General features: G+C 69.5%; 17 protein-coding genes. 12 read left to right on the plus strand and 5 right to left on the minus strand.

The window, feature by feature from the left end; translation table 11 throughout:
• Window positions 1-60 precede the first annotated feature (60 nt).
• Together ACG02S_RS15990 and ACG02S_RS15995 are read left to right on the plus strand one after the other, a co-directional pair.
• Window positions 61-522 (plus strand): cache domain-containing protein, encoded by a 462-nt coding sequence (locus ACG02S_RS15990; protein WP_394471464.1) that lies wholly within the window; start codon window positions 61-63, stop codon window positions 520-522.
• Window positions 523-588: 66 nt separating this feature from the next.
• Entirely contained in the window at window positions 589-2,124 is a 1,536-nt protein-coding gene (locus ACG02S_RS15995; protein WP_394471465.1) for a methyl-accepting chemotaxis protein, read from the plus strand.
• Here the strand turns inward: ACG02S_RS15995 and ACG02S_RS16000 are convergent.
• On the minus strand, window positions 2,102-3,025 hold the full coding sequence (locus ACG02S_RS16000) for a histone deacetylase family protein (RefSeq protein WP_394471466.1): 924 nt from the start codon (window positions 3,023-3,025) through the stop codon (window positions 2,102-2,104). The two genes, ACG02S_RS15995 and ACG02S_RS16000, sit on opposite strands and share 23 nt — an antisense overlap.
• Before the next feature lie 394 nt (window positions 3,026-3,419).
• Here ACG02S_RS16000 and ACG02S_RS16005 point away from each other — a divergent pair, with 394 nt between their 5' ends.
• From ACG02S_RS16005 to ACG02S_RS16025, 5 genes are all read left to right on the plus strand, one after another.
• Complete coding sequence (locus ACG02S_RS16005; RefSeq protein ID WP_394471467.1) at window positions 3,420-3,638, plus strand: hypothetical protein; 219 nt, start codon at window positions 3,420-3,422, stop codon at window positions 3,636-3,638.
• Window positions 3,639-3,795: 157 nt separating this feature from the next.
• Window positions 3,796-4,353 (plus strand): phasin family protein, encoded by a 558-nt coding sequence (locus tag ACG02S_RS16010; protein ID WP_394471468.1) that lies wholly within the window; start codon window positions 3,796-3,798, stop codon window positions 4,351-4,353.
• Between the two features lie 164 nt (window positions 4,354-4,517).
• Complete coding sequence (locus ACG02S_RS16015; protein ID WP_394471469.1) at window positions 4,518-4,874, plus strand: LiaI-LiaF-like domain-containing protein; 357 nt, start codon at window positions 4,518-4,520, stop codon at window positions 4,872-4,874.
• A 243-nt stretch (window positions 4,875-5,117) separates the two neighbouring features.
• Window positions 5,118-6,047: a YihY/virulence factor BrkB family protein gene (locus ACG02S_RS16020; protein ID WP_394471470.1), complete on the plus strand. Its 930-nt coding sequence runs from the start codon at window positions 5,118-5,120 to the stop codon at window positions 6,045-6,047.
• Window positions 6,044-6,868: an alpha/beta hydrolase gene (locus tag ACG02S_RS16025; RefSeq protein ID WP_394471471.1), complete on the plus strand. Its 825-nt coding sequence runs from the start codon at window positions 6,044-6,046 to the stop codon at window positions 6,866-6,868. The genes ACG02S_RS16020 and ACG02S_RS16025 overlap by 4 nt, the downstream gene beginning before the upstream one ends.
• 1 nt (window position 6,869) lies before the next feature.
• Here ACG02S_RS16025 and ACG02S_RS16030 read toward each other — a convergent pair whose 3' ends face one another.
• The 3 genes from ACG02S_RS16030 to ACG02S_RS16040 are packed head-to-tail and all read right to left on the minus strand — an operon-like array spanning window position 6,870 to window position 8,905.
• Window positions 6,870-7,499 carry an LON peptidase substrate-binding domain-containing protein gene (locus ACG02S_RS16030; RefSeq protein ID WP_394471472.1) on the minus strand — a complete coding sequence of 210 codons (630 nt, stop codon included), beginning with the start codon at window positions 7,497-7,499 and terminating at the stop codon, window positions 6,870-6,872.
• A gap of 2 nt (window positions 7,500-7,501) precedes the next feature.
• Complete coding sequence (locus tag ACG02S_RS16035; protein WP_394471473.1) at window positions 7,502-8,425, minus strand: patatin-like phospholipase family protein; 924 nt, start codon at window positions 8,423-8,425, stop codon at window positions 7,502-7,504.
• A gap of 54 nt (window positions 8,426-8,479) precedes the next feature.
• Window positions 8,480-8,905 (minus strand): Lrp/AsnC family transcriptional regulator, encoded by a 426-nt coding sequence (locus ACG02S_RS16040; protein WP_394471474.1) that lies wholly within the window; start codon window positions 8,903-8,905, stop codon window positions 8,480-8,482.
• A 124-nt stretch (window positions 8,906-9,029) separates the two neighbouring features.
• Here ACG02S_RS16040 and ACG02S_RS16045 point away from each other — a divergent pair, with 124 nt between their 5' ends.
• Window positions 9,030-10,067, plus strand: coding sequence for an ornithine cyclodeaminase (locus ACG02S_RS16045; RefSeq protein ID WP_394471475.1), 1,038 nt, complete (start codon window positions 9,030-9,032; stop codon window positions 10,065-10,067).
• 9 nt (window positions 10,068-10,076) lie between these two features.
• Here the strand turns inward: ACG02S_RS16045 and ACG02S_RS16050 are convergent, their stop codons facing one another.
• Entirely contained in the window at window positions 10,077-12,998 is a 2,922-nt protein-coding gene (locus tag ACG02S_RS16050; RefSeq protein ID WP_394471476.1) for an HD domain-containing phosphohydrolase, read from the minus strand.
• A gap of 249 nt (window positions 12,999-13,247) precedes the next feature.
• Between ACG02S_RS16050 and ACG02S_RS16055 the strand changes: the two genes are divergently transcribed.
• The 4 genes from ACG02S_RS16055 (at window position 13,248) to ACG02S_RS16070 (ending at window position 17,595) form a co-directional block, all read left to right on the plus strand.
• Window positions 13,248-13,820, plus strand: coding sequence for an outer membrane beta-barrel protein (locus ACG02S_RS16055; protein ID WP_394471477.1), 573 nt, complete (start codon window positions 13,248-13,250; stop codon window positions 13,818-13,820).
• Between the two features lie 60 nt (window positions 13,821-13,880).
• Entirely contained in the window at window positions 13,881-14,804 is a 924-nt protein-coding gene (ybiB, locus tag ACG02S_RS16060) for a DNA-binding protein YbiB (RefSeq protein WP_394471478.1), read from the plus strand.
• Window positions 14,805-14,887: 83 nt separating this feature from the next.
• Window positions 14,888-15,877 (plus strand): sulfite exporter TauE/SafE family protein, encoded by a 990-nt coding sequence (locus ACG02S_RS16065; RefSeq protein WP_394471479.1) that lies wholly within the window; start codon window positions 14,888-14,890, stop codon window positions 15,875-15,877.
• 2 nt (window positions 15,878-15,879) lie between these two features.
• Window positions 15,880-17,595, plus strand: coding sequence for a nitrite/sulfite reductase (locus tag ACG02S_RS16070; protein WP_394471480.1), 1,716 nt, complete (start codon window positions 15,880-15,882; stop codon window positions 17,593-17,595).

Here is a 17,595-nt window from a genome sequence, read left to right on the forward strand (position 1 = left end):
GCTTTTCGAAGAGAGACACTGGCCCGCACCGCCTCCCTCACTGCTCGAAAGGAGCACTCCATGAAGCGCAATCCCGTTCCAGGTCTTGCCCTCGCTCTGGCCGCCCTCCTCGCCGGCCCGACCGCACAGGCGCAGAACGCCACCAAGGACGATGCCGTTGCGATGGTCAAGAAGGGTGTTGCCTTCATCAAGGCCAGCGGCGCAGCCAAGGGCTACGCGGCCATCACGGCCAAGGACCCGCAGTTCGTCAAGAGCGACCTCTACCTGGTGGTCTACGGCATGGACGGCAAGTGTCTGGCCCACGGCGCCAACGAGAAGCAGGTGGGGCGTGACCTCATCGAACTGAAGGACATCGACGGCAAGCCGTTCGTGAAGGAGCGCGTCGAGCTGGGCAAGAGCAAGCCCAATGGCTTCTGGCAGGACTACAAGTTCACCAACCCCGCCACGAAGAAGATCGAACCCAAGCAGATGTATTGCGAACGGCTGGCCGAAACGCTGGTCTGCGGCGGCATTTACAAGTAAGGCCACGGCCCCGGAGGCCGCGCTGTCGTCCCTGGCGCCGCAAGGTGTCCGCGAAAGGTTGCAACGATGAAGCTGGCTGCAAAGATGCTGCTGCCGCCCCTGGCGGCACTGGGCGTGGTACTCGCCATCGGGCTGGGCAGCAATGCCTACTCGCTGCGCGAGGTGGTGGCCGCCAACGAGGCCGGCCAGCAGCGCAACGAGGTCTTCATGACCATGGTGGCGGTGCAGACCCAGGTCGGCGAGATGCACGGGGGCGTGTTCCGCACCATCGCGCTGATCGCGTCGCTGGACGATGCCAAGGTCAAGGCACTGCGCGCGCAGCTGAAGCAGCAGGTGGAGGCGCTGTCCCGCACGCTGGCCACGCTGCACGACATGCCGGGCACGCCGGCCGATACCGAGGCGCTGGTCAAGTCGGCGCAACCGCTGCTGCAGGCCTACCTGGCCAAGGCCGACGGCGCCATCGACCTGGCCTCGGTGGACCCCAACACGGGCATCGCGGCCATGCAGGACGCCGAGGCACGGTACAAGGAACTGGCCACGCTGATCGGTCAGGTCGTGCAGGGCATGGGCGTGCAGCAGCAGGAGGCGGCTCAGGCCCAGCAGGCCAGCGCACGCCAGCGCGCCTGGCTGTTCGCGCTGGTGTCGCTGCTGGCGGCGGGCGCGGCGATGGGCGTGCTGCTGGCCATCCAGCGCAAGATCGCGGCGGACGTGAACGCGTCGCTCTCGCTGGCCGAGTCCGTTGCCGCCGGCGACCTGACCCGCCGCGCCACGCCCAGCGGGGAGGACGAGCTGGCCGGCCTGATGCGCGCGCTGAACCAGATGTGCGAGCAACTCGGCCAGTCGCTGGGCGACGTGATGCTGGTGGCCGACTCCATCCGCACCGCGTCCGCCGAGATCGCGTCAGGCAACCAGGACCTGAGCCAGCGCACCGAGCAGACGGCCTCCAGCCTGGAGATCACCAGCTCGTCCATGGGCCAGTTGACCGGCACCGTGCGGCAGAGCGCCGACAACGCCCAGACCGCCAATCAGCTCGCGTCGTCGGCCGCCGATGTAGCGCACCGCGGCGGCAGCGTGGTTCAGCAGGTGGTGGACACGATGAATGACATCGCCGCCTCGTCCAACCGCATCGCCGACATCATCGGCGTCATCGACGACATCGCGTTCCAGACCAACATCCTGGCGCTCAACGCCGCGGTCGAGGCCGCGCGCGCCGGCGAGCAGGGGCGCGGCTTCGCGGTCGTGGCCGGCGAGGTGCGCAGCCTGGCGGGGCGCAGCGCCGCCGCGGCCAAGGAGATCAAGACGCTGATCGTCGCCAGCGTGGAGCGCGTGGAGTCCGGCGCGCGGCTGGTGCAGGACGCCGGCGCGACGATGGGCGAGATCGTCGGCGCCGTGCAGCGCGTGACCGACATCATGGGCGAGATCAGTGCCGGCGCCGCCGCGCAGAGCCGGGGCATCGACAACATGAACCAGGCTGTCACCCAGGTCGACGATATGACGCAGCAGAACGCCGCACTGGTCGAACAGAGCGCCGCGGCAGCCGAGTCGCTGCGCGAGCAGGCGCAGCGGCTGGCCCAGGTGGTCAGCCAGTTCCGCGTGCGCTGAGCTGCCAGGCGCGCCACGATTCGGCGGCCAGGTTCAGCGTGGTCACCTGCACGGCGACCGTCGTCGCCAGGTCATGCCCGTAACCGCCCGCCATGCTGAGCGCGACCGGCACGCCGCGCTGGCGCAGCGCTTCCAGCACACGCCGGTCGCGCTCGGCCAGGCCGGCATACGTCAGCTTCAGCCGCCCCAGCCGGTCGCCTTCGTGCGGATCGGCGCCGGCCACGTAGAAGGCCAGTCGCGGCTCGCAACGGCGCCACACCTCGGCCAGCGCCGTGTCCAGTGCAGCGAGGTAGTCGGCGTCGGCGCAGCCGTCGGGCAGGTCGACGTCCAGGTCGCTGGCCTCCTTGCGGAACGGGAAGTTGCGCGCGCCGTGCATGGAAAACGTGAACACGCTGTCGTCGCCACGAAAGATGGCCGCCGTGCCGTTGCCCTGGTGCACGTCCAGATCGATGACGAGCACCGGCAGCCCGGTCTGCTCGGCCTGCATCAGCCGCGCGGCCACGGCCACGTCGTTGAACACGCAGAAGCCCGACCCCTTGCCCGCATAGGCATGGTGGGTGCCGCCCGCCATGTTGGCCGCCACGCCCTCGGCCAGCGCGGCGCGCGCCGCGGCGACGCTGGCGCCCACCGAGCGCCGCGAGCGCTCGGCCATCGACGGGCTCCACGGGAAACCGATCTCGCGCTGCTGCGCAGCGCTCAGCGTGCCCCGCAGCACGGCGTCGATGTAGTCCGGCGTGTGCGCCAGCGCCAGCTCAACCTCGCTGGCGGCGGGTGCCGGCTGCATGCGCAGCAGGCCCGGCTCACGCTCGAAATGCTCGCGCAGCATCCGGTACTTGGACTGCGGGAAGCGGTGCCCGGGCGGCAGCGCAAGGCTGTGGGCGTCGGAATGGAAGGCCAGCATGTGCCCGCACCATATCGGACCTGGTGCACTTTTTGACCACGCGCAACACCGCGTTCTGCGCCCAGCGTCCTGCGCTGTGTATGGGAAGCTGGCCGCAGACCCGCTGAGGACGGATCCGCGCCAACTAAGTCGCAGATGGCAGCGCCTGGCCCCAGCGCCGGCCTCGCCTTTCGTTTATGCTGCAGCGCAACAAACTTCGGTTTGACCGCTTGTCTCCTCCACCTGCAACGGTGGATTTGGCCCTCCCCGCATTGCTGCAGGAGGGCCTTTTTCTTGGCCGAAGCGTCACTCGCCGGAGAGAGCGGCGACTGCCACGCGTGCGCGGTGGACTCCTACACGCGCTGGCATGCGCAGGTTGGAACATGCGCTTGCGCAAGTAGCGCACGAGGTGACCATGACCATGCACAAGCTCATCGTTGTCGCGATGCTCATCGTGAGCATGGTGGCAGCACTGTTCTACGTGTCCACGTTCCCCGCAGAGGGCGCCGGCGTTGAGGACGCGCCGCCAACGCTGATGCTGGAGTCGGAACAGCCGTCGACGGGTCCAGCCGGAGGAATGGCGGTGCCCGTGCAGCAGCGCCTAGATACGCAAACGCTGCGGCACCTGGCTTGAGCGCGTCTGGCGGGACGGGCGTCAGCTCCATGGCCATCGAATTTGCTGCGCTGCACAAAAACTTCTTGCAATCTCCGGATCAACCCTTATCATTGGACTCATGTTGCAGTGCAGCAAAGCACCGCAAACTGTTCGTCAACCAGGATAGGAGTCCAACATGCTGACCGCTGAACAAGTCCTCGCTGCTCACAAGGCCAACGTCGAAACCCTCTTCGGCCTGACGAACAAGGCGTTCGAAGGCGTTGAGAAGCTCGTCGAGCTGAACCTGCAGGTCGCCAAGACCGCGCTGACCGAAGTGGCCGACACGACCGCCGCCGCGATGTCCGTCAAGGACGCCCAGGAGCTGCTGGCCCTGCAGGCCGCGCTGCTGCAGCCCACCGCCGAGAAGGCCGCCTCGTACAGCCGCCACGTCTACGACATCGCCTCCACCACGGGCGCTGAAGTGGCCAAGGTCGCCGAAGGCCAGTTCGCCGACGCGCAGAAGACCTTCTCCACGATGGTGGACACCGCCGCGAAGAACGCGCCCGCCGGCACCGAGAACGCCGTCGCACTGGTGAAGTCGGCCGTGGCCGCCGCCAACAACGCGTTCGAGTCCGTCCAGAAGGCGACCAAGCAGGCTGTCGAAGTGGCCGAAGCCAACTTCCAGGCTGCCACGTCGCAGGCCGTCAAGGCCACGCAGACGGCCACCCGCTCCGCCAAGCGCGCCGCGGCCTGATCGACCGTCAGCCCCCACTAGAAAGCCCGGTGCTCGCGCACCGGGCTTTTTTCATTCGCGCGCTCCGCTGACGGTTCATCGCCCCTGCCGTCGATCCGGCGCGGCGGGCTCGCGGTCCCGCAACGAGCGGGGCTCAATGGCGACATTCATCCAAGGAGCCCGCCATGCCAAGCCCCCACACCCGCTTCCACAACACCGACGCCACCAGCGCCCCTGACGCGCCTCCCGCCCGCCATGTTTTCATGGGCCTGAGCATCGCCGCGGTCGGCACGCTGGCGTTGCTGGACAACCTGCGCCTCTTCGACATCGCGCTGCTGCGCACCTTCTGGCCGCTGGGCCTGGTGATGCTCGGCCTGGCGCGGCTGGTCCTGCGAGGTCGCCAGCGCATGGCCGGCGCCGCCCTGGTGCTGGTGGGCGCGATGCTGACCGCCAGCAACCTCGGCAGCGACCTCTTCGCGCTGCGTCACTGGTGGCCGGTCTTCATCATCGGAGCCGGCCTGTCCATGCTGCGCCGCCGCTGAACCGCCACAGGGTCGTCGACTCGCGGCGTCGATTCGCCGGTGCAGCCCCGCGCGAGCCTGCGAATCGCGGTCTGCTGCCGGCACGCGCGCAACCCAGGAACCGCCGGTGACACGCGGGACAGCGCGCCTGTTCGGCCTTGCCGTGACTTCGTCCGCTTCCACTTCGCGGACCGCAGCAACGCGCCCTGACGCGAAGGGCTTCGTCCTACAAGCGCGTGAGGCAGCTGCGGCCAGACTGCGGCCATGCAATGGCTGGAACCGATTCGCCCGCTGGGCCGCGTGCTGCAACTGACTTTTGACGGCTTCCTCGACGACCGCGGTCCACGCATGGGCGCGGCACTGGCCTACTACACGCTCTTCTCGCTAGCGCCGCTGCTGCTGATCGTCGTGTCGGTGGCTGGCCTGGTGTGGGGCGGCGAGGCGGTGCGCGGCGAGCTGTTCGCGCAGCTGGAGTCGCTGCTCGGCGCATCGGCCGCGGCGACGATCCAGGCCATGCTCAAGAGCGTGGCCTGGCCGGTGGGCGGCTGGCTCAGCACGGCGCTGGGCCTGGGCCTGATGCTGGTGGGCGCGACCACCGTCTTCGCCGAGCTGCAGGACGCGCTGGACACCATCTGGCGCGTGCCGCGGCGCCCGGTGCAGGGCTGGCTGGCGTGGCTGCATGCGCGCCTGCTGAGCTTCGGGCTGATCCTGGGGCTGTCCTTCCTGCTGCTGGTGTCGCTGCTGCTGGGCGCTGCGATGACGGCCGCCCAGGTGTGGTGGAAGCCGTGGTTCGGCGAGTGGCTGACCATCGCCACCATCGCCAACATGGTCATCAGCCAGGGCCTGGTGGTGGCGGTGTTCGCGTTGATCTTCAAGTGGATGCCGCGCGCCCGCGTGGCCTGGCGCGATGTGCTGCTGGGCGCGCTCGTCACCGCGGGGCTGTTCGAGCTGGGCCGCACGGTCATCGGCTTCTACCTGCGCAGCAGCGGCATCGCGTCGGGCTTCGGCGCGGCGGCATCGGTGGTTGCGCTGCTGGTGTGGGTGTACTTCTCCGCGCAGATCCTGCTGATCGGCGCCGAGTTCACCTGGGCCTACGCGCGCGTACTCGGCTCGAGGCGGGAGGCGGAAGTCGGCCCCGAGGAAGCTCGGGCAAACTTGACGTCCCACCCTGCGACTCTGCCCCCGAAGCCATGACGATCACAACCGACGACGGCCTGCAGCTGCACACGCGCCACTGGCCAGCCACGGCGGCCGAGCGCGGCCAGCTGATCGTCGTGCACGGCCTGGGCGAGCACAGTGGGCGCTACGCCCCCGTCGCCACCCTGCTGGCCGCGCAGGGCTGGGACGTGCACGGCTGGGACCAGCGCGGCCACGGCCGCAGCGAGGGCAAACGGGGTGACATTCCCGACCCCGAGGCACTGCTGCGCGACCTGGCACGCGTCATCGACACCGTGCGCAAGCCCGACAGCCGACTCGCGCTGCTGGGTCACAGCATGGGAGGCCTGGTGGCCGCGCGTTTCGCCGCCGAGGCGCTGAGCCCGCAACCGGCCGCCTGGAGCCGACCGCTGAACGGCTTGGTGCTGTCGTCGCCGGCGCTGGACGCGGGCCTGTCCGGAGCGCAGAAGCTGGCGCTGGCGCTGACCGAGAACCTGGCGCCCGGCCTGGCGGTGGGCAACGGACTGAAGCCCGACTGGATCTGCCGCGACCCCGCGGTCGTGCAGGCCTACGTGGCCGACCCGCTGGTGCACGACCGCATCACCGCGCGGCTGACGCGCTTCATCGTCGAGGCCGGCGAGCGCGTCATCGCGGACGCGCCGCGCTGGGCGCTCCCCACGCTGTTGATGTGGGCCGGCGCGGACCGCTGCGTAGCGCCGCGCGGCAGCGAAGCGTTCGCTGCAAATGCCCCGGCGCAGGTGCTCGCCACGCGGCCGTGGCCTGGCCTGTTCCACGAGATCTTCAACGAACCCGAGAAAGCCGAGGTGCTGGGCGTGCTGACCGCCTGGCTGGGCCGCTGACTCAGCCGCGCGGATCGTCCAGCGCGTCCAGCCGGTCCACCACCAGCTCCAAACGCAGCAGCGGGTTGTCCATCGCCATGAGCCGCTGCCGGTCCGCCAGCGGCATGGGCAGGAGTTCGGCCCAGCGGTTGGCCAGCCAGCCAGCATCGTCCCAGCGACAAGGCGGCTGGATGGGCAACTCGTGCGCCGCGAGGCGCTCCCGCCACTGCGCCAGCAGGGCCTGCAGTCGCTGCGCCGCCGGCGCCAGGTCGGCCGGCACCGCCACGGCGGCATCGTCGGGCAGCAGGTCCGCCTCGCCCACCCGCAGGCCGTGGCTGAGACAGCGCGATGACCGCAGCCGAAAGCGCTGCGCGCCACGGGCGCGGATCTCGAACAGGCCTGGCTGCACCGGCTCGACATGCTCGATGCGCGCCAGCGTGCCGACCGCGTGGAAGGCCTCGCGCCGAAAGCCCTCGCCGTCGCGCTGCCGCACCTCCTGGCCCTCGGTCAGGGTGACGACGCCGAAGGGCTGCCCTTGGGCATGGCAGCGCTGGATCATGTCCAGGTAGCGCGGCTCGAAGATGCGCAGCGGCAGGTGGCCGCCGGGGAAGAGCACCGAGCCGAGCGGGAACAGCGGCGTCTCGGTGGACATGGCTAGCGCGTCTTCTCGGCGATGCGCTGCTTGAGCAGCGGCAGCACGGCCTGCGCAGCCTCGCGGCCGGCCTGGATGGCGCGGCGGCGGGCGGTGAAGTCGGCGCTGCCGATCCCCTCCAGCCGCGGGCGGATGACGACATCGGCGTCGCGCAGTTCGAAGCTGTTGATGCTGCGGCCCATGATGGCGAAGGTCTGCAGCAGCATGCGGAAGGCATCGTTGAGCGGATCGCTGGCCGGTGGTGACGTGATGTCCACGGCGACGATGAACTGCGCGCCCATCTCGCGCGCAAAGCGCACCGGCACCGGCGACACCAGGCCACCATCCACGTACTCGCGCTGGCCGATCTTGACCGGCTGGAAAACGGCCGGCACGGCGCTGGACGCTCGCACGGCAGTGCCGGTGTCGCCGCTGCGAAACAGCGTGGCGGAGCCGTCGGACAGGTCGGTCGCGACGATGCCCAGCGGCAGCACCATCTGCTCGATGCCCTTGCCACCGGTCTTGTCGCGCACGTAGCGCGCCAGCGCCTCGCCGCGGATGAGTCCCCGCAACGGGAATGACCAGTCGGTGATGGCGCCCTCGTCCATACCCTCAGCCAGCGCCTGCAGTTCCTTGCCGCCCTTGCCCGATGCATACAGCGCCGCGAGCAGGCTGCCGGCCGACGTGCCGGCGACCAGGTCGACTTTGATGCCGTTCTCCTCCAGCACCTGAATGACGCCAATGTGCGCGAAGCCGCGCGCAGCGCCGCCGCCCAGCGCCAGGCCCAGCCGCGGTGGCTTGGGCACCGGCTTGATGACGGGGATGGGGTCGGGCGTCGGCGCAATGACCGGGGGCAACGACGGCGGCTGCGTGGACATCACCGAACAGCCGGTCAGGAAGACCAGCAAGGACGCCAGCGCGGCGCGGCGAAGGGGAGCAAAAATCATGTTGAGGGGCCAGGTGGCCAGGAGCGCGCTGCGGACGATACCCGAGCGGTGGTGTCAGCCAAGTTTGTAGCTCTGCAGGTGAATGCTGGTCTCTGTCCCGGCGATGCCCTTGATGAGCCGCACGCGCTCCAGCACGTCGGCCAGCTCCTGCAGGCTGGAGCTGCGGATCTCGGCCAGGAGGTCCCAGCGGCCGTTGGTGTCGAACAGCCCCGTGATGCCGGGCTCGCCCAGCAGCATGGCCACCACCTCGCGCGTGCGGTTGCCTTCCACGGTGATGCTCATCCATGCGGTGATCTGGTCCGGCACGGTGTCGGGCCGCAACCGCACCGTGTAGCCGGTGATGACGCCGCCGTCCTCCAGTTTGGCGATGCGGTTGGTCACCGTGCCGCGCGACACCTTGAGCCGGGCCGCGAGCGTGGCCACACTGGCGCGGGCGTCGGTGCGCAGCAGCGCGAGCAGTTGCTGATCCAAAGCGTCCATGCCGATCGATCCGTCAATTTCTCTTGCCATTTTGTCAAATGGCAATCAGTTATTCATCAGAGTTTGCGCTTCTGCTTGGCGAGCGGGCTCGGAAGAATCGGCTGAAACACCAGCCGGAGATCCCATGCCCACCGTCCTCACCACCCAAGACGTTGCCCGCCTCGTGCAGCGCGTGGGACTGCCCGATTTACTGAGCCGCCTGGTCGGCTACCTGGAAGCCGACTACGGCCGCTGGGCCGAGTTCGACAAGACGCCGCGCGTGGCAGCGCATTCGCGCGACGGCGTCATCGAGCTGATGCCCATTGCCGACGCCCACCTGTACAGCTTCAAGTACGTCAACGGTCACCCCCAAAACCACCGCGTCGGCCTGCCGACGGTGATGGCTTTCGGCGTGCTCGCCGACGTGGCCACCGGCGCGCCGGTGCTGCTGTCCGAACTGACGCTGACCACCGCCATGCGCACCGCTGCCACGTCCGTCATGGTTGCCAGGCGCCTGGCCCGGCCGGACAGCCGCGTGATGGCGCTGATCGGCAACGGCGCACAGAGCGAATTCCAGGCCCTGGCCTTCCACCACCTGCTGGGCATCCGCGAGCTGCGCTTGTACGACATCGACCCGGCCGCCACGGCCAAGCTGGTGCGCCACCTCAGCGGCATGCCAGGCGTGACGCTGGTGCGCTGCGCCTCTGTCGTCGACGCCGTGCGGGGCGCCGACATCGTCACCACCGCCACGGCCGACAAGACCAACGCGACCATCCTGACCCCGGACATGGTCGAGCCGGGCCAGCACATCAATGGCGTCGGTGGCGACTGCCCCGGCAAGACCGAGTTGCATCCCGGCGTGCTGCAGCGGGCGCGTGTGGTGGTCGAGTACGAGCCGCAGTCGCGCATCGAAGGCGACGTGCAGCAGATGCCGGCGGACTTCCCGGTCACCGAGTTCTGGCGGGTGCTGGCCGGCCAAGTGCCGGGCCGCGAATCGCCGGCGCAGATCACCGTGTTCGACTCGGTGGGCTTCGCGCTGGAGGACTTCTCCGCGCTGCGGCTGCTGCGTGACCTCGGCGCGCAACTGGGCCTGGGCTCGCCACTCGACCTGGTGCCGCAAATGGCCAACCCCAAGGACTTGTTCGGCGAGCTGCGGCTGGCCGTCCAGCTGCGCGCGGCCTGATCCCCGCGCTCAGGGCAGGTAGGCCTGGACGTCGGGCACGTCCAGCGCGGCCGGCGCCATGAAGCGCTGCGCATACGCGGTACAGACGCCCGAGCGCAGGAACAGCTCATACACCTGCGCGTCCAGGTGGCCGTCACGCGCCATGCGCTGCATCAGCGCCAGCGACTCAGACAGCTTCTTGCCGGGCTTGTACGGCCGGTCGCTGGCCGTCAGCGCCTCGAACACGTCGGCCACCGCCATCATGCGGGCCTGCGGGCTCATGTCGGCGCCCTTCAGGCCGCGCGGATAGCCCTTGCCGTCCATGCGCTCGTGGTGGCCGCCGGCCATCTCCGGCACCGCCTTGAGATGACGCGGGAACGGTAGCGATTCCAGCATCTTGATCGTCTGCACCATGTGCTCGTTGATCTTGTAGCGCTCCTCCTCGTTCAGCGTGCCGCGTGCGATGGCCAGGTTGTGCAGTTCGCCGTGGTTGTAGAGGTGCTCCGGCTGCTTCAGGCTGAAGCCCCACCGATTGCCTGCGGCCAGCCGCTCGCCGTCCGGGCGCGGCACGATGTGTTCGGGGCGGTCGCGCAGCAGCGTCTCGGTTGCCGGCAGCGCGGGGCGTGCGCGCGGCAGCTTGGCGGCTTCGGCAATCGACAGCCCCAGCCCATCGTCCAGCGTGCGCTGCCAGCGCCGCGCGCCGATCTCGCGCAGCCGGGCCACGGCGGCGGGGTCCAGCGTCTCGCCGCCCACGTTGCACTGCGCAACGAACTCGAAATCTGCATCCAGTGCGGCCAGCGTCTGCGCTGCAGCCGCCTGCGCCTGCCCGGTGCCCGCTTCGCCCAGCTCGGCTTGCAGGCGCTCGATCAGCGCGTCACGCTTGAGCACCTCGAAGCGCGTGCGGATTTCGTGGATGCGGTTGTAGATGGTCTCGAGCTTGGTGGCCTTGTCGACGACGTACTCAGGCGTCGTGACCTTGCCGCAGTCGTGCAGCCACGCAGCGATGTGCAAGGCTTCCCAGGCGTCAGCGTCCATCGAGAAGCCCGCATAAGGGCCTTCGGTGGCGTCGCAGGCGGCGCGCGCCAGCATCTTGGTCAACTCAGGCACGCGCTGGCAGTGCGCGCCGGTGTAGGGGCTCTTGGCATCGATGGCGCCAGCCACCAGCCGGATGAAGCTCTCCAGCAATTCCTTGCGCGCGCGCAGCAGCAGCTGGTTGTCGATGGCCACGGCAGCCGTGCCCGACAGCGCGCGCACGAAGGCCACACGCGCCTCGCCCAGCGGCAGGGCCGGTCCGGTGTCCGGCAGCCGAAAACTCAGCGTCAACGTGCCGACCGTCTCGCGCTGGCGGTTGCGCAGCGGCACCGACAGCAGCCGCATGCGCGACACGCCCAGGCTGGCGAACATCTGCTCATAGGCCTTCAGCTGCGCCGGGTTGTTCCAGGTCAGCTCCACGTCCACGGGCTCGCCGGCGCGCAGTGCCTGCACGGGCACGGCCACATCGTCGGCGTCCGCCACCGCCCAGCTCAGCCCGGTGTGCGCGGCGGTCTGGCCGTGCGAATTTGAAGCCGCCGGCAGCAGCTGCTCGCCGTCCTCGCTGAGCAGATGCACGGTGCCACCGGCTGCGCCCGTCACCGCGATGGTCTCGCGCAGGATGCGGTCCAGCAGCCGGTCGAAGTCGCGCTCGGCGCTGAGCGCGCCACCGATGTCGAGGAAGCGCCGCAGCGAGTGCTTCATGGCCGTCATCGCCACGGCAAGCCGGTCCACCTCGCGGATCAGGCTGCGCTTGGGGTCCGGTCCGTCGAACTCGAAGCGCTCGATCGCCTCGGCTTCCCGTGCCAGCTGCCGCAGCGGCCGCGACACCCGGTCGGCCAGCAGGTGCACCACCGGCAGCAACAGCAGCATCAGCACCAGTGAGATGTAGAAGCCGTCGCGACGGCTCTGGATCTGGTAGGCCTGCAGCTCGTCGCGCGGCGCTGCCATCAACAGGACCAGCGGCGCCTCGGCGTCGGCCGTGCCGTTCAGCGGCACAGCCTGGCTGACCCAGTCGCGGCCATCAATCGTCTGCACCGCTGCCAGCGCGCCGCTGGCATCGCGGCGCTGCCACAGCGTGCGCATCAGGGGTGACGCAGCCTCCGTGACGAGCGCCAGCGGCTGCACCGGCGTGCCGGCAACCCCTCCCGCCTGCGCCAGCACCTCGCCCTTCGCGGTCACGATCAGCAATTCCGCCGAACGGCTGATCTTCGGCCGTTTCAGCATCTCGCCCAGCGCGCGCAGGTTCACGTCCGCGCCCAGCACCGCGGCGTCGGCCGCCTGCGCCAGCGTGACGCCGGCCTCGTCAGTCGTGTAGAAGCGGTACGGCGCGGACTGCAACACGCGCGCGCCACCCACCTGCTGGGCCTGCCGGAACCAGGGGCGCGTGCGGGGGTCGTAGTCGTAGTCGATGCGGTCGCTGCGCTGCAGCTCCGCCAGCGCGCCGTCATAGAAGCGATAGGTGCCGCGCAGCGCATCGGCCTCGCGGTCCACCGTCTGCAGCGCGAACACGGCGCCTGCCGGCGCATCCATGCGCCGGCGCGTGAGTTCGTCTTCCAGCCGGCGCAGCAGCACGAAAGAGCCGCCGTGCGTGCCCGCGTAGACGGCAGACAGCGACACGTTGTCGCGCAGCGCCGCCGCCAGCTGCGGCAGCGCCGCCAGGCGATCCGTGGGCTGCGTCGGCCGGCCCAACGCCCCCGCTGCCAGCAACGCCACCGTGACACGCGCGGGGCGCAGGTCGGCCTCCACGGTGGCCGCCACCTCGCGGCCGATGCGCTGCGCGGCGCCGGCCGCCTGCTGCAGCATCAGCGCCTCGCTGCGCGAACGCTCATGCAGCAGCAGCACGCCGTAGACCAGCACCACCAACCCGACCATCAGCAGGCTGAGCGTCATGTACAGCGTCTTGGGCTTGAGGGGCGTCATGGCAGCCTGGCAGCGGGGGTGGCTGCAGTATCAGGCGGCTGCATGACGTCGAGCTTGCTTTCACTTACGCCCGTCACCAGCAGCGGCGCCACCGTCCGTCCATGGCGCAAGGCGTTTTCCTACAGGCCGCACCCCGCCGGTGCGCCGACGATGCGTCCACGCGGCAACCGCCGCTGTTGAAGCAACGCCACCTCCCACATCGGTGGCGTGCATCCGATGAACGACGCAGTCAAGAGAAAGCAGTACCCGATGAAAAAGATCGCCCTCACCCTCGCCGCCCTCGCCCTGGCCGCAGGTGCTCACGCACAAACCAACACCAACAGCAACCAACCCCACACCTACGCGCTGCTGTCGGCAGGCCAGAGCCGGCTGAACGTCGACTGCGACGGCCTGCTGGCCTGCGACAAGAGCGGCACCGGCGGCAAGGCCATGCTGGGCTACGCCTTCGGCAACGGCTTCGCGCTGGAAGCCGGCTACGCCAACTTCGGCAAGTTCCGCGCATCCAGCGGCCCGCTGTCGATCAGCGCCAAGCCGGAAGCGGCGGTGCTGGGCGGCGCCTTCACTGCGGCGCTGTCGCCCGACTGGGGCCTGACCGGCCGCGTGGGCGCGGCTTACGTGCGCACCAAGCTGCGCGCCGAGGCCGGTGTGCTGACGGACTCCGACAAGGAAAGCAAGACGCAGCCCATCGTGGGCCTGGCCGTGAACTACGCGCTGACGCCGTCCACCCGCCTCGAACTGGGCATCGACGCGACCCGAGCCGAGTACCAGGGTGAGCGCACCAACATGCGCATGGTGTCGCTGGGCGCCCGCATGGCGTTCTGAAGCTGACGCTTCTAGAAGAAGGCCGCCTCGCGCGGCCTTCTTCGTTTCTACACTGTCGGCATGGACTACGCCCCGTTGATCAAGGAAGTGGGCCGCGGCGCCCGCGGTGCTCGCGACCTCACCCGCGCCCAGGCGGAGGAGCTGTTCGGCGAGATGCTGGACGGCGCCGTGCCCGACATGGAGCTGGGCGCCCTGCTCATCGCGATGCGCATCAAGGGCGAGAGCGCCGACGAGGTGGCCGGCTTCCTGGCGGCGATGCACGCACGCACCGCGTCGCTGGCCGCACCCGCAGGCCCGCGCACGGTGCTGCTGCCCAGCTTCAATGGCGCCCGCAAGCAGGCCAACCTGATGCCGCTGGTGGCGTTGCTGCTGGCGCGCGAGGGCGTGCCGGTGCTGATCTTCGGCCGCCACGACTTCGACAGCCGTCACAGCCCCTTCGAGCTGCTGGACGCGCTGCAACTGGCCGCCAGCCCCACGCTGGCCGATGCCCAAACGCAGCTGACCGCCCGCCGCCTGGCCGTGCTGCCTTTGCAGATGCTGAACCCAGGCTTGAACACATTGATGGCCTTGCGCCCCCGGCTGGGCCTGCGCAACAGCTCGCACAGCCTGGCCAAGCTGCTGGACCCCTTCCCCGCCGGACGCGGGGTGCGGGTGGTGGCGGTGACCCACCCCGAGTACCTGGACAGCATGGGCCAGGCGCTGCCGGGCCTGACGGCGGAGGGTGGCCGCGCCCTGTTGATGCGCGCCAGCGAGGGCGAGGCCTACGCCCACCTGCGCCGCAAGGCCCATCTGATCGGCTTCCAGGACGGCGCCACCGCGCCGCTCCATCCGGCCGACACCGTCGACCTGGACTGGCCGCTGTCTCCCGCCTGCCTGCCCGCCGACAACGCCGCGCTGATCAGCGCCATGCTCGACGGCACCGAGCCGGTACCGCCGCGCATCGTCGAACAGGTCGCCGCCCTGCGCGAACTGGCCACAAACTGAGGTTGCTTATTCGCGTCGGGCATATGGGCCGAAGAATTCTGTAGTTCTGCTGCAGCGCAACATTCCCTAGAGTCGCGGCCTCGATGAAAGTCCGCGACCTCGACCTCAGCAACAACCCGGTCAACGCCGAGCACGCCGAACTCGGCCTGCCGCCGCTGGAGAACGCGGTGACCCACGCCAACGACCCCGGCCACCCGGTGCTGCGGGTCGCCATGTGGTCGGTGATCGGCCTGTTGATGGCCCTGTCAATCGCGCTGGCGTCGCGGCTGTTCACGCAGCCGGCCGGCGGCTACAGCGGCTTGCAGCTGGTCTCGCAGGCCCTGTCCAGCCAGGAGTTCTGGGCCGCGGTCGCCGTGGGCCTGCTGGCGCAGACGGTGGACGGCGCTCTTGGGATGGCCTATGGCATCACCAGCACGTCCTTCCTGCTCGCCACGGGCAGCAGCCCGGCCGTGGCGAGTGCCTCGGTGCACATCGCCGAGGTGTTCACGACCGGCGTGTCGGGCCTCGCCCACCTGAAGCTGGGCAACGTCAACCGCGACCTGTTCCTGCGCCTGCTGGTGCCCGGCATGCTGGGCGCGGCCTCGGGTGCCTGGGTGCTGTCCAGCATCGATGGCGACGTCATCAAGCCCTTCGTCTCCGCCTACCTGCTGCTGATGGGCCTGTACGTCATCTGCAAGATCTTCCGCAAGATCAAGGCCCGCGGCGGCGCGCCGCGCCACGTCGCCAAGCTGGGCCTGTTCGGCGGATTCGTCGACGCGGTGGGCGGTGGCGGCTGGGGTCCTGTGGTCACGACGACGCTGGTCGGCACCGGGCACGACCCGCGCACCACCATCGGTTCGGTCAACCTGGCCGAGTTTTTCCTGACCTTCATCAGCGCCGGCGTGTTCGCGCTGCTGATCGGCGACGAAAATCCCTGGGTCACCGTGGCCGGGCTGGTGCTGGGCGGCCTGTTCGCCGCCCCCATCGCCGCGCTGCTCACCAAGCGTCTGCACACCAAGGCCCTGCTGGCCCTCGTGGGGACGACCATCGTCCTCGTCAGCGCGTTCAACCTCTACCGATCCTTCCTGGCCTGAGCATGTATCAGTACACCGACTTCGACCGCCGCTTCATCCGCGCCCGCGCCGCGCAGTTCCGCGACCAGCTGGAGCGCAACCTCGCCGGCACGCTGGGTGACGACGAGTTCCGCGCGCTGCGCTTGCAGAACGGCTGGTACATCCAGCGCCACGCGCCCATGCTCCGCGTGGCCGTGCCGTACGGCGAACTGAGCAGCCGCCAGCTGCGCCAGCTCGCCAAGATCGCCCGCGAGTACGACCGCCAGCCCGACGGCCCGTTCGCCGGTCAGGGCGGCTACGCCCACTTCACGACGCGCCAGAACGTCCAGTACAACTGGATTCCGCTGAAGGACAGCGCCACCGTCATGGAGCTGCTGGCCGAGGTCGACATGCACGGCATCCAGACCAGCGGCAACTGCATCCGCAACATCACCAGCGACGCCTTCGTGGGCATCGCGCCCGACGACATCGTCGACGCGCGCCCCTACGCCGAGGTGCTGCGCCAGTGGAGCACGCTGCACCCCGAGTTCGCCCACCTGCCGCGCAAGTTCAAGATCGCCGTGTCGGGCGCCGCCGAGGACCGTGCCGCTATCGGCTGGCATGACATCGGCTTGCAGCTGAAGAAGAATGCGGCCGGCGAGATCGGCTTCCAGGTCTTCGTGGGCGGCGGCATGGGCCGCACGCCCATCCCGGGCGTGGAGATCAACGCCTTCGTGCCGTGGCAGCAGATCCTCGTCTACATCGAGGCCATCGTGCGCTGCTACAACCTGGCCGGCCGGCGCGACAACCTCTACAAGGCGCGCATCAAGATCCTCGTGAAGGCCGAAGGCCAGAAGTTCTTCGACGCGGTCAACGAGGAGTTCGCCCGCATCCTGGCCGACGACAACGGCGGCCACGAGCACATCATTCCGCAGGCCGAGCTGGACCGCGTGGCGGCCTGCTTCGTCGACCCGGCCGGCGTGGTGCCGAGTGCCGAGCCCGCGCTGGACACCAGTGACCCGGCCTTCGCGCGCTGGCTGAAGCGCAACGTGCACGGCCACCGTGTCGCCGGCTACCGCGCCGTCACGCTGAGCCTGAAGCGCGTGGGCATCGCACCGGGCGACACCACGGCCGACGTGATGGACACCGCCGCCGCGCTGGCCGACCAGTTCTCGCTGGGCGAACTGCGCGCTACGCACCGCCAGAACCTCGTGCTGCCGTGGGTCAAGGCTGCCGACCTGCCCGAGCTGTTCCAGGCCGCGCGCGCCGCCGGCTTTGCGACACCCAACGCCGGCCTGCTCACCGACCAGATCGCCTGCCCTGGCGGCGACTTCTGCGCGCTGGCCAATGCCCGCTCGCTGCCGCTGGCCGCCGAGATTGCCGAGCGCTACCAGGACATCGATGAACTGGAAGACCTGGGCGAGATCGACCTGCACATCAGCGGCTGCATCAACTCGTGCGGCCACCACCACAGCGGCCACATCGGCATCCTCGGCGTCGACAAGGACGGCACCGAGTGGTACCAGTTGACGCTGGGCGGCGGGGACGGCACCAAGCTTGCCGGCGGCACCGTGGCTGGCAAGGTCATCGGCCCGAGCTTTGCTGCCGACGAGATCGCCGATGCCATCGACGCCGTCATCGAGACCTTCACGCGCGAGCGCTTGAGTGGCGAGCACTTCATCGATGCGGTGAAGCGCCTGGGGCTCGACCCGTTCAAGACCGCGGCCAACGCCGTCCGTGTGTCCACAGCCAAGGCTTGA

This window comes from Pelomonas dachongensis (assembly GCF_043555865.1).
GTDB lineage: Bacteria > Pseudomonadota > Gammaproteobacteria > Burkholderiales > Burkholderiaceae_C > Pelomonas > Pelomonas dachongensis.